This is a genomic window from Bacillus infantis, from assembly GCF_050107595.1.
Lineage (GTDB): Bacteria > Bacillota > Bacilli > Bacillales > Cytobacillaceae > Bacillus_AB > Bacillus_AB infantis_C.
The window spans coordinates 364,227-376,303 of record NZ_JBNILH010000002.1 but is presented as its reverse complement, the minus strand read 5'-3'; the positions used below and the strand labels follow the sequence as shown (position 1 = coordinate 376,303).

The following is a 12,077-nucleotide window of genomic DNA, read 5'->3' as shown; positions in this document are numbered from 1 at the left end:
AGCCTCTTTGACAATTTTCATTCTGGCCATTTCTGTATGAAATTCTGAGTATAATGCCTGTCGTACACCCCGACCCCAAGGTGGGTGAAATCCGGGTTAAGCAAGCTTTCCCTGTGGCCTTTGCTGTTCAGCCAGCCTTCCACTACTGCGGGAGCATCCACATAGTGTGCGGCGATATTCTCGCCAGCCATCTGATAAAAAACTTCCCCAGCTTCAAGCCTGTCCGACAGCTCACCGTATTTCTCAGAAGTATGGGAAAACTGTTTGCTTTCAAACATATCCCTGCTATGCTCATAAGCTACTTTTGCTGTAGCTTTGTCCCATTCAAGCACACTCAGCTCGTGTCTCACCCTGATAAAATTGCTGATATCAAAAATCTGCTTTTCATTGCCTTCTTCAATCAGCCTCTTTTCTGACTGCTCTGAAGGATCTGCTTCTATCAGGTCCCCCCTGTATACCAGTTCATACGGCCGAAGCTTTACAAGCGTCGGGGCATCCATATACCTGATACTCGACAGCTTGCCTGTGAAACGGTCGATATACAGCTGCGCATAAATTTTTCCTGTTTTGATGAGCGGCCTGGTATTAAGATCGTCTTCAGACAGTTCAAAACGGTACGAGCTGCCTTTATATTGAAAGTTGATATTAGTATCAATAAATACAGAAGAGTATATTTCGCTGACCGGCTGACCTATATTAAAAGGGCTCACGTCTGCATCGGGCCCTGTGGCAAACAGCGTGACAACTTTTCCATCCGATACACCCGCCTGGACATACTGGCTGGTGCCTTCCTTGTAAATCCACCATTCATAGCCATATTCTGATGGGTCTTTACGTTCTGGGTCGCCAAGCAAAGATTGCAGATCAGAGGCATTTTTTCCAATAAGCGATGACAGTCCCTCCCCTGGAAGCTTTAAGGAAGATTCGTCTATCATATTTTGCTCGGTGAGGGAATTGTCTTCCTGGGGTTTAGTTTCCTCATCGCTGATCAGGAGTTCGTCTTTAGGGTCTGATGATATATTAAAATAAAAACTAATGACCAGAAAAATAGATACAATAATTAAAATACGGATTAATTTTAGCAGACTCGAGCCCCCTCCCTGCCGTCTTTTCTATCATTTCTATCATTATATGCCGCAGTATATAGATTATTATATCATTTTCAACTTTCTTTTTAATAGAATAGAATGATGAAATTGCAGGTTTGTTACTGAAAACACAAAAAGACTGCCTGAGCGCAGTCCAATACTTTGTTTTATAAATGGGGCTGTTGATTTCCGTTGCAGGCACTTCGCTTTCCGCGGGGCGGCGCTGAGCCTCCTCGTCGCACCTCCTGCAGGGTCTCAGCTTTGCCGCTGCAATCCCGCAGGAGTCTTCGTGCCTTCCACTCCAATCAACAGGGTTTATAAATTTATTTACTTTGTAACCAAAAACATTCCTACTCCTGACGAGCTGTTTCTATGCTTAGGCTATGCAGTCTTTATTGTGTTGCTTCATTTTCGTGTTCAGAGATATCTGTGAGGGCTTTTCCGGCCTGGGCGTTGGTGCGGCTGCTGACGGCAAGGTCGCCAAGGGATATAATGCCGGCCAGTTTGCCGTTTTCTACGACAGGAAGCCTTCTGATCTGATGCTCAGCCATGATCCTTGATGCTTCGCTGATATTGGTATCAGGAGAGACTGTAACAAGATCACTGCTCATGATATCCTCGACTTTCGTGGATCCCGGATGCTTCTCTGCCACCCCTCTTATCACGATGTCCCGATCTGTGATCATCCCTACAAGCCTGTCAGCATCCACAATCGGAATGGCCCCGACATCCTGCTCCTTCATTTTCAAAGCTACCTCATACATATTGTCCAGCAGAGTGCAGCAATCTACCTCTTTTGTCATTATGTCGCCAATTTTTTTCATGTAAAGCCCTCCTTGTTTGATTCCTGCTGCCGCCTCTTTCAGAGGGGCAGACATATCCGTTAAAAGATAGGTTTTCCAGTCAAGGGATAATTATGTACTGCAGAGGCAAAATAAGAACAGCCTCAGTGACCGGCATAAATGTGACTGTTTTAAGTTTTCTTCATCTATTCGTTGCAACTTTGACATTTTTCTACTATTATTAAATTTGAGATAAAAGGGTCCCGATTTCATTGCTTATAGTCCCGGGATGCCTTTTTTGAAAGGCTTGGCCGCTGGTTGCCTTTACTTACAGAATTGCTGTCCGGATGGACGGCATTGTTTTTCAGGAGGGACAAAGATGAAGTTCGAAAACACAGGTTTGGAAGAACTGAAAGCAGACCTTACACGTCTTGATGAAGTGATGCTTGAACATGGATTGGTCCGTGAAGGCCAATGGGATTATGAAAGAGTTACATACGACCGCAAGTTTGAATTAAAAGAAGGCGTTTTCTATCTGCGTGTCTTCGGATATGCTGCTGAAGGGGATATTGGCTCCCATAAAGCCGTTATCCAGCTGATGACTCCTCTATTAGGAAAGCATTATTATCCCCATGGAATTGAGTATGGAGAAGGAGAAAGCTTCCCTAAGACACTGGTCAGCCAATGCGAAAAAATTCTTGCAGACATCCAGACCAAAGTTAAAGGGTTTGCATTGTAAGCTGCAAGAACCGCATTACAATGGAAAACACAGTAAAAGACGCATGGAACCATGCGTCTTTTTTTCCAGATAAAAAAGCCGACAAAATCAGTTGAAGGCCAGCAGTTCTGCATAATATAATATAATAATATATCTCAGTTTAAAGAATCAATATCTGAAGCTAACCCTCAGTGATTTGGAAAGGAGTTTCACCTTGTCCGGTTTTTTTACAAAACGTTTTTTCATCTGGCTTATTGTGCTTATTTTAATAGGCACGCTTTTCTATTTTATCCTCCCTGTTTCCGTCCCGCTGATTGTTGCTTTTATTACAGCACTCATGCTGGAACCGCTCGTAAAGCTTCTCCAGGGAAAACTTAACATCAAACGAAGAATTTCCGTTATGATCGTTTTCATTGCTTTTGTACTGTTTATCGGACTGTCCGGATATTTTATTACGACAAAAGTTATAACCGAAGCCATTAAGCTGGTTGAAAATGCTCCGGAATATGTGAATGAAATTAATAATGCTTGGCTGGATGCTGAGGAGAAGTTTACCCGTGCTGCTGAAGATCTTCCGAAAGATGTGGTAGATGAAATCAGCAACCAGGTACAGACATTCCTGAATAAAACGAAAAATGAACTGGTTGCCTATGTGAGCATTGATAATGTGAAAGCGCTGCTGACCAATATCCCGAATTATCTTGTCAGCTTCCTTGTTTATTTAATTGCATTATTCCTGTTCCTGATCGATCTTCCGAGGCTTCGCCGGGGTGCCTACAACCATTTGACAGAAAAGACAGCAGATAAGGTCTCTTTCATGACCTCCCGGCTCTCTTATGTTGTATTGGGCTTTTTCAAGGCACAGTTCCTCGTAAGCCTGATCATCTTTTTTGTGAGCCTTGTCGGGCTTCTTATCATTGCGCCGGATATCGCACTCGTCATGGCGCTCGTCCTTTGGATCATTGACTTCATTCCGATCATCGGCTCCATAGTCATCCTCGGGCCCTGGGCGCTGTTTCATTTATTCACAGGAGATGTGGTTCTGGGCACGAAGCTTGCCATCCTTGCAGCTGTCCTGCTCATCATCAGAAGAACCGTAGAGCCAAAAGTGATGGGAACCCATATCGGACTCTCCCCTCTTTCCACTTTGATAGCCATGTATCTCGGGCTTAAGCTCCTCGGTATTCTTGGATTCATCATCGGGCCGCTCATCTTGATTGCTTTCAATTCAGCAAAAGAGGCAGGACTGATCAAAATGGATTTCAAAGTTTAAACAAAAAAACAAGCAGGAATCTTAATTACAAGATCCCTGCTTGTTTTTTTACTGGCAGTGGCATTGAATCGTCAGCAGTCTCCAAACTTATGCGGCCCAAAACCAATGTTAGAAAAAGTCATAGAAACACGCTTTTTGATGCGGCACCATTCTTTCAAATCTGTCAGCATCTTCTGCCGTTCCCTTGATTTCCCCGAGATCATACAGCTCAATCGGACGCTTGTAACCGGTGATAACGGCAGTCAGTGCATTGATGCTCAATTGCAGCCCCCTTTTCGGCGGATGGGTGCAGCTGCCCCCCTCTTTTGGCGGAAAGTATTGAACACCATTGGCTGATACCTGATAGGTCCCTGTGTTCCAGGGAGCTAATTCGTCTGCAATATGCAGGAACATTGATTGTTCCGGAATTACATTAAATTGATAGTCAGCCAATGCCACCGGAAGATCTACAATCCGTGCCATAAAATAAGGTGTGATCTCCATATGCTGCTTGGGCTGCCTTAGATAAAACGGGAAAGGATCGTGGACCGAAGTAAGCACCTTTACTTTATCAATTATAGAATCATGCTGGCATACAAAATTCCATAACCCTTTCCGCGCTTCAGCAGTTAATGCAGCTAATTCTTGAATGTCGAGGATGCTTTTTTCAATGTTGTAAAGAATATAACCTTCCGGCCTTCCTCCATCAGTATGCCATACCGCAATTTGATAGTCGGAATAAACACTCTTGAGCCACCAGTCCCTGTCCCTGACAAGCATGCCGGAAAACTTGCTGCTGAAGCGGTCGTATATCTCTTCTGCTGCAGCATCATGGTTATCTTTGTTAAACCTGGTGATCCTTCCGGACTGCTGGCCGATCATATGCAAATCTATTTTATTGATTTCAACTCTTTTTTGGTCAGATGCCAGTTCCCATCCATATTTCCTGTAAAAATGAATATTGAAAGGATGGAGAAAGGATATTATCTGCCCATTTTCCTTCATAGCCGACAGAGCCTGGCGCATAAGGCCTGATACATAGCCCTTCCTTCTGTACTCAGGAAAGGTGGCCACCCCTGCTATTCCCCCCATTTTCCATTCTTTGTCCTGGATTTTAACTTTTAAATCCAGTAAATGCAGTTTGGCTGCCAGCTTTCCATCCTCATAAGCTCCATATATTTTATGTTTCCTCATTGTTTCTTTTCTTTTAGGATAATCACTTTCTGGTACATGATATTGAAAAGCATAACTGGAAAGCCTTATGGCTTCATCAAACGAATCCTCTTGCATCAATTTTATTTCCACTGTCATTGCCTCCATTCTGCTATTATACATTCTATAGAGAGGCTTGCATTTCCTTCATATAGAATCAGAAGACAGTAAAAGGGAGGCACCACCGTAAGCTGGAGCCTCCCTTTTATATAGTAAAGTTCTGTAAAGCTTTATTAGAATCCTAAAATCGCTTTAATGACCGATGTGGTTTCCCCGCCATGATAGAACACATATAACAGCAGATAGACGGCGACACCTGTTATCGCCGTAAAAAACCAGATGATGCTTGTTATCGGGCCAAGTTTGCGGTGCTTTTCCAATTTATTCTTATAGCCGGTCAGCAGTGTTACAATGCCGAACACCGCACCTGTGGTAGCCAATGTAATATGGAAAATCAAAAATAAAGTATAATAAATTTTTATATCATCCGGCCCTCCGAAGGCAGTATTGCCGATAAAAACCGTCCTGCTCGCATAAATAATGAAGAAAATGATAGCAAATACGGCCGCAAGCAGCATTGTCTTTTTATGCGCTTCTATTTTCCGCTGGCGGATCTGATACCAGCCGATCGCTACTGTAACAGCGCTCAATACAATGAACGTGGTGCTGATGGTAGGCAAAACAGGCAATGAATAGTTCATAATAACTTCCTCTCTGGACTCATGTTTTACAAAATCAATTCTATTAAAACAGCAGTGTTTTTTCAATAAACAATCCGCTTCAATCAGCAATGTTCTCTAATTGTTCATAAATCCAGACATCATTTAATAGAAAAATCTCCCGGCATGGGAGATTTTTCCTACTCAGCAATCTGCGGATCAAGTGATCTGGAAGCCTTAAGTTCAGCTTCAGTTTCCTGCTGCTCCTTCTTATACCATTGGAAGAAGACTTGTGCAAGGACTACCCCGTAAACAACTTCCTGGAAAACTTTCATAAGAACGCCGCCAAGCTGCTGGTCATTGAGGGCTGACATACTGTTGAACATTTCAGGACCGCTCAAATTGAGCGAAGCCAGCGTGGCTGAAGGAACACAGAGATGCATGGCATCAGCCCAGGCACGCGGATCCGAGAAGGTCGCGTAAATAGGTGTGTCTGCAAAAATGATCAGCGCACAGGCAGGTGTAAGAAGAATGCCGTCAGCAAAAATATAGCCGACCTTCTTCAGCCCATTCAAGGATTCGTATTCTTCAAGTTTATTCACAAGAGGCCACCACATCAGCCCGGCAAGGATGAACAGAAGTATAGAATAGCCGCCATGAAGCCACATGTTCGTCTTGACTGCGTCAAAGATCAATGGAATATGGTAAATAGAAAAAATGCCATTGAACAAAATCAGTGCTATCAGGGGCTTTGTTAGGAACCTGAAAACTTTTTGAATACTTGACGGTGCCAGTATCTTTCGCCATAGCCATTCCGGGATCCCTGTAATCAAAAGCGGCGGTACAATCAGATATAAAATCGACATCTGAATCATATGCGCGTAGAAAGTAATATGGCTCATCAAATCTACCGGCGAACCTTTAACAGCGTAGACCAGAATAATGGCTGATGTAAAAAGGATTGCCTGTTTTGCTGAAAGCGGGGTACTCCCGCTGAATCGCTGCCGATATTTCACTGTCAGCAGAAAATAGACTGCAAGGATTGCCAGCATGACTATAAAGAAATAAGGACTCCAAAGCGCTCTAAAACCGAATATGTCTAGTGTAAGCATTGCTTGCCACCTCTTAAAGTAATATTGTCGCTTGCACTGTCAAATGCATGTACAAAGCCATTATACCGCTGCTGGAGATGAAACTCAATAATACACAGCTTACTGCAGGCAAGCCCTGCACAAAGTTCATCAAATCTCCTTATTCATACAAAAAAAAGAAAATCGGCTAAAAGCCGATTTCTTTTTTACCACCAGATAATTGTCATGAAAGCCAATACTGTAATCGCACCCACGAGCAAGCCGGAATACAGAAACAGTGCCGGAGCCTCATGGCCTTTATGGCTCATATGCATGAAATAATAAAGCTGGAAGATAACTTGCACTACCGCAAGGATCAGGATGAACGGCACGATGAACCATGCCGAAAATTCCTCATAGCCAACAGCTACAAATGCTACAAGCGTAAGGAAGATCATCAGGGCAAAAGTGATGACCTGCATTCTCATTTCCTCTGCACTTTTCTTGCGACGGTATTCAATGTCTACTCTTGGGTTACCTGAGTTCGGTTGTTGATTCGCCATCAGTTTATCCCACCATTCCCATTAAGTATACTACTGTAAAGATAAATACCCAAACAACGTCAATAAAATGCCAGTATAAGCTTGCGACATAGAATTTTGGAGCGTTGTAAAGGCTCAATCCCCGTCTTGAGTTGCGGATCAGCAATGTTGTGATCCACAGGAGACCGAATGCAACGTGTCCTCCATGGAAGCCTACCAACGTATAAAAGGCTGAACCGAAAGCACTGCTTGTGAATGTATGGTGAAATTCATGCACATAGTGATTGAATTCGTAAATTTCCAGTCCAAGGAACGCAGCACCTAGAGCAACGGTGATCCACATCCATAGCTGCATCTTCTTAAAGTTGAAGTTCTTCATATGGTACATTGCATAAACGCTGGTCAATGAACTCGTCAATAGAAGCATGGTAGCTGCAAATACGAGCGGCAATTCAAACAGGTCCTTAGCCAGGGCATGTTCTGTTCCCGGAACCTTATCTTTTAAAGCAAGATAGGTTGCGAAGAGAGATGCGAAAAGCACCGTCTCTCCGCCAAGGAAGAACCAGAAGCCTAGAAATTTATTCTTTGCTTCGAGGGTTTGTTTCTCAGGCGATGCAGGCCATGTTTCTACAGTCATTTTTTCTTCTGTATGCATTATGCCTTTACCCCCTTGTCATCATCTTCTTTAAGTAAATCTTCTTTATGAATATGGAAGCCGTGGTCATCCTTGACAGATCTCAGGAACATGGAGCCCAGTGTAATGGCCATGCCGAGAATCAGGACAGGAATGCCCCAGTTGTTGCCGTCGTCGCCGTGGTACATTGCACCAAAGGCAGCTACGAACAGTCCAAACGAAATCATGAATGGAATGAAAGATGAATTAGGCATATGGATATCGCCGATCGGCTCTGCAGGCGTCAAAGCGTTCTTGCCTTCCATCTTTTCAAGCCAGTATGCATCTAAACCGCGGACAAGCGGCGTCTGCTTAAAGTTGTAGAATGGCGGCGGTGAAGGGATAGCCCACTCAAGTGTGCGCCCGTCTCCCCAAGGGTCATTCCCGACTTTAACATTTTTAACACTTGTGATAATGATATTGATAAGCAAAATCAGCACGGCAACTGCCATGAAGAATGCACCAATTGTACTGATCATATTTCCTGTTTCAAGCCCCTGTCCAGGCAGGAATGTGAATACGCGGCGAGGCATACCCATCAAGCCCAGGAAGTGCTGGATGAAGAATGTCAGGTGGAAACCGATCAGGAACAGCCAGAAAGTGATTTTTCCAAGCTTTTCACTCAGCATGGTTCCAAACATTTTTGGCCAGTAGAAATGAAGGCCTGCCAATAGTCCAAGAACAACACCGCCAACGATTACATAGTGGAAGTGGGCTACAACAAAGTAGCTGTCATGGAACTGGTAATCGGCTGGAGCAGCTGCGTTCATTACTCCTGTTACCCCGCCGGCAACAAAGGAAGGAATGAAGGCTACTGCATAAAGCATCGGTGTTGTAAATCTGATGCTTCCCCCCCACATTGTAAAGAGCCAGTTGAAAATCTTGATTCCTGTAGGAACAGCGATTGCCATAGTCGCTACAGCAAAGATAGCGTTGGCAATTGGCCCGAGCCCTGTTGTAAACATATGGTGAGCCCATACCATGAAGCCAAGGAAACCAATCAATACAGTTGCAAATACCATGGAGGAATATCCGAACAGCCTTTTTCTTGAGAAAGTAGCAAAGATCTCAGAGAAAATACCGAAAGCAGGCAGAATCAGGATATATACTTCAGGGTGTCCGAAAATCCAGAATAAATGCTCCCAGATAACTGTGTTTCCGCCGTTGGCAACATCAAAGAAATTAGAACCGAACATGCGGTCAAAGATCAATAGGAAAAGACCAACAGTAAGGGCCGGGAACGCAAACAGAATAAGTGCAGATACTACAAATGTAGACCATGTGAACAATGGCATACGCATATATGTCATGCCAGGGGCACGCATATTGACAATCGTTACAAGGAAGTTAATCCCCCCGATAAGGGTACCTGCCCCGGAAATCTGCAGCCCGAGTGCATAGAAGTCGATCCCGTGTCCTTCTGATGCCATCGATAAGGATGCATAAGAAGTCCATCCTGCATCAGGTGCACCGTCTAAAAACCAAGATAGGTTTAAGAAGATCCCTCCAAAGAAAAACAGCCAGAAACCAAGTGAGTTAAGGAACGGGAACGCTACATCGCGCGCACCGATCTGAAGGGGAACGACTGCATTCATAAAAGCAAAGATCAATGGCATAGCTGCCAGGAATATCATGGTTGTACCGTGCATTGTCAATATCTCATTGTACAAGCCGGCACTTAAGAAATCATTGTTTGGAACTGCCAGCTGAATACGGATGAACATGGCTTCAAGTCCACCCACTATAAAGAAGAAACCGCCGGCAATTAGATAAAGGATCGCGATCTTCTTATGGTCCACTGTTGTTAGATAGTCCCATAAAGTGGCGCCGAATCCTTTCTTCTGAGCGTAGGTACTCACAAGTTTTACCTCCCTTTCGAACTCGTTACTCCTGAACTTTAAGGCCCATCAGATATTCTGTCAGAGCATTAAGCTCCTCTTCTGAGAGCTGGCCATATGTACCAGTCATTTTATTCCCTGGCTTATAAGCTTCAGGATCCTTCAGCCAGTTTTTCAATTCTTTTTCATTGTGATCAAGGATACCGGCAACGCGATCGCGCTCCCCAAAGTTTGCAAGGTTTGGAGCCTGTCTTGCCTGCTCAGGCCTGCCATCCACAGGAGTCACAGCGTGACAGCCGATACAGCTGTTGTTAAAGATCTCCTGACCCTGCTGGGCAACTTCTGACTGAGGCTGAGGCTCTTCTGCGTTCTGCATATCCGCAACCCACTGATCAAACTCTTCGCCAGAGATGGCTTTCACTTTGAAGTCCATCAGGGCATGTGAAGGTCCGCAAAGCTCCGCACATTTTCCGTAAAAAAGATCGCCTGCAACATCAGAGCTTTCTTTATCGAACTTCAGATAGAACTTATTGACATTGTCAGTATTTGTATCCATCTTGCCCCCTACTGCAGGAACCCAGAATGAATGCTTAACATCAGATGCCTTCAGATTAAAGTAAACCTTTTCACCCGTAGGAACGACAAGTTCCTGCCCAGTGATGATCTCCTGGTTTGGATACTCAAATTCCCACCAGTAAAGATTTGCACGGACATTGACAACCAATGCATCCGTTTTTCCTTCTTCGTTCTTTTTCTCCATTGGAGAAACATCAGCAAGCTTGAAGGTCTGTGCTACTGTAGGAACGGTCAGAACAAGAAGCAGAAGAATAGGAATAACTGTCCAGATGATTTCTAATTTGTGACTTCCTTCAACCTGTTTTGGAATTCTTTCGTCTTTGCGGCGAAACTTAAAAATAACAACCAGGAAAAGCACCGTGACAACGACAATTACTCCCACCATAATCGCCGTACTCAGCAGCATTAAGTCATATTGCGTTTTCGCAACTTCCCCGGAAGGCTGAAGCGTGGACAAAAACGGTTCGCCGCACCCGGAAAGAATGAGCGTCAAAATTGCAAACAATGATGCAAGACGCCATTTTGCAAGCCTTTTCATGCTTAATCAAACCCCTCTTTCGTAAAAAATTTCTTTTGTTGTTTGATCAAAAAAAATATGGATAAATTCCCTCCCCCGCTGGTGCGCGGAAGGGAATCTCCTAACAAAGGTTAAATGAGTGTAACGATCACCATTGCCACAAACATAATCGTCAGATATTGAAGCGAGTAAATGAACATTGCCTTTGCCCACTTAATATCATCCTTGAATTTGTTGGCATAGATCCCAAGGACAATCCAGCCGATATTCAATGCCGAAGCAAGGATCAGGAATGGAAGGCCGAGAGATGTAAGCATCAGCGGCAGCGGCAGAAGCACCGCCAGCCATGCAAAAATATGTTTTTTCGTTGTGCGGAACCCTTTTACAACCGGAAGCATCGGTATGCCTGCTGCCCTGTATTCCTCTGCACGCCTCATGGCAAGTGCATAGAAATGCGGAGGCTGCCAGGCAAACATAACAAGGAACAGCGCCCATGCTATCATGTCCAGGTTTCCGTCGACTGCAGCCCAGCCGATCAGCGGGGGCACAGCTCCGGAAATGCTTCCTACGATTGTGTTGGAAACATATTTCCGCTTAGTCCACATTGTATAGAGGACTACATAGCTAAAGACGCCTATCAATCCAATTACAGCCGCTGCAGGTGATGCAAGAAGCAGCAGCAAGGTTCCCAATGCGATGGTGGATATGCTCAGCAGTGCCACCCTGCCCGGGCTGACCTTTCCTGTAACTGTAGGCCTGTCTTTTGTCCTTTCCATCAAATGGTCGATATCGCGGTCATAGTAATTGTTGAATGCACAGGAACCCGCAATGATCAGAGAAGATCCGACCAGTGTATAAAAAACAATATCAAGATTGTTGAAAAAATGCTGATCTGTAAAATGAAGGGCCAGCCACAAACCAGTGAAGGTAGTGATCATGTTTGAATTGATTATACCTACCTTGATAAGCGCCAGGAAATCCTTCCATGCAGTTGTCTCCGGTATATTGGCTTGAAGGCTTCGTTCACTGTTTTCTAAAGCAGCTTCACTGAAAGCCCTTGTGTTTGCCATAACTTCTCCTCCTTTAACCCTTATCACAAATAAAGCTTTTCTACACTACAACTACTATAAGTAATACGATGCTATATTTG

At 44.2% G+C, this 12,077-nt stretch carries 12 protein-coding genes; 2 read left to right on the top strand and 10 right to left on the bottom strand.

All coding sequences use genetic code 11. From position 1 onward, the window contains the following. Positions 1-17: 17 nt before the first annotated feature. Both ACQCVH_RS05145 and ACQCVH_RS05140 read right to left on the bottom strand, forming a co-directional pair. Positions 18-935, bottom strand: a complete 918-nt coding sequence (locus ACQCVH_RS05145) for a CAP domain-containing protein (protein WP_426834738.1) — start codon at positions 933-935, stop codon at positions 18-20. Positions 936-1,480: 545 nt separating this feature from the next. Then, positions 1,481-1,912, bottom strand: a complete 432-nt coding sequence (locus ACQCVH_RS05140; RefSeq protein ID WP_224904019.1) for a CBS domain-containing protein — start codon at positions 1,910-1,912, stop codon at positions 1,481-1,483. A 337-nt stretch (positions 1,913-2,249) separates the two neighbouring features. On the opposite strand from ACQCVH_RS05140, the gene ACQCVH_RS05135 reads away from it, so the two are divergent. Further along, complete coding sequence (locus ACQCVH_RS05135) at positions 2,250-2,609, top strand: YugN family protein (RefSeq protein ID WP_426834737.1); 360 nt, start codon at positions 2,250-2,252, stop codon at positions 2,607-2,609. 193 nt (positions 2,610-2,802) lie between these two features. Then, complete coding sequence (gene ytvI, locus ACQCVH_RS05130) at positions 2,803-3,861, top strand: sporulation integral membrane protein YtvI (protein ID WP_426834736.1); 1,059 nt, start codon at positions 2,803-2,805, stop codon at positions 3,859-3,861. 108 nt (positions 3,862-3,969) lie between these two features. Here ytvI and ACQCVH_RS05125 read toward each other — a convergent pair whose 3' ends face one another. From ACQCVH_RS05125 to cyoE, 8 genes are all read right to left on the bottom strand, one after another. Then, positions 3,970-5,151, bottom strand: a complete 1,182-nt coding sequence (locus ACQCVH_RS05125) for a GNAT family N-acetyltransferase (protein WP_426834735.1) — start codon at positions 5,149-5,151, stop codon at positions 3,970-3,972. A 134-nt stretch (positions 5,152-5,285) separates the two neighbouring features. After that, positions 5,286-5,753: a DUF420 domain-containing protein gene (locus ACQCVH_RS05120; protein ID WP_426834734.1), complete on the bottom strand. Its 468-nt coding sequence runs from the start codon at positions 5,751-5,753 to the stop codon at positions 5,286-5,288. Between the two features lie 158 nt (positions 5,754-5,911). Next, positions 5,912-6,823 (bottom strand): cytochrome c oxidase assembly factor CtaG, encoded by a 912-nt coding sequence (ctaG, locus tag ACQCVH_RS05115; RefSeq protein ID WP_426834733.1) that lies wholly within the window; start codon positions 6,821-6,823, stop codon positions 5,912-5,914. 185 nt (positions 6,824-7,008) lie between these two features. Next, positions 7,009-7,344 carry a cytochrome c oxidase subunit IVB gene (gene ctaF / locus ACQCVH_RS05110; RefSeq protein WP_035401058.1) on the bottom strand — a complete coding sequence of 112 codons (336 nt, stop codon included), beginning with the start codon at positions 7,342-7,344 and terminating at the stop codon, positions 7,009-7,011. Positions 7,345-7,348: 4 nt separating this feature from the next. Then, positions 7,349-7,978: a cytochrome (ubi)quinol oxidase subunit III gene (locus ACQCVH_RS05105; RefSeq protein ID WP_426834732.1), complete on the bottom strand. Its 630-nt coding sequence runs from the start codon at positions 7,976-7,978 to the stop codon at positions 7,349-7,351. After that, positions 7,978-9,855: a cytochrome c oxidase subunit I gene (ctaD, locus tag ACQCVH_RS05100; RefSeq protein WP_426834731.1), complete on the bottom strand. Its 1,878-nt coding sequence runs from the start codon at positions 9,853-9,855 to the stop codon at positions 7,978-7,980. The genes ACQCVH_RS05105 and ctaD overlap by 1 nt, the downstream gene beginning before the upstream one ends. Positions 9,856-9,880: 25 nt before the next feature. Then, positions 9,881-10,948, bottom strand: coding sequence for a cytochrome c oxidase subunit II (coxB, locus tag ACQCVH_RS05095; RefSeq protein WP_224904002.1), 1,068 nt, complete (start codon positions 10,946-10,948; stop codon positions 9,881-9,883). A gap of 110 nt (positions 10,949-11,058) precedes the next feature. Continuing rightward, positions 11,059-11,997 carry a heme o synthase gene (cyoE, locus tag ACQCVH_RS05090; protein WP_257990506.1) on the bottom strand — a complete coding sequence of 313 codons (939 nt, stop codon included), beginning with the start codon at positions 11,995-11,997 and terminating at the stop codon, positions 11,059-11,061. Between the last annotated feature and the right edge of the window lie 80 nt (positions 11,998-12,077).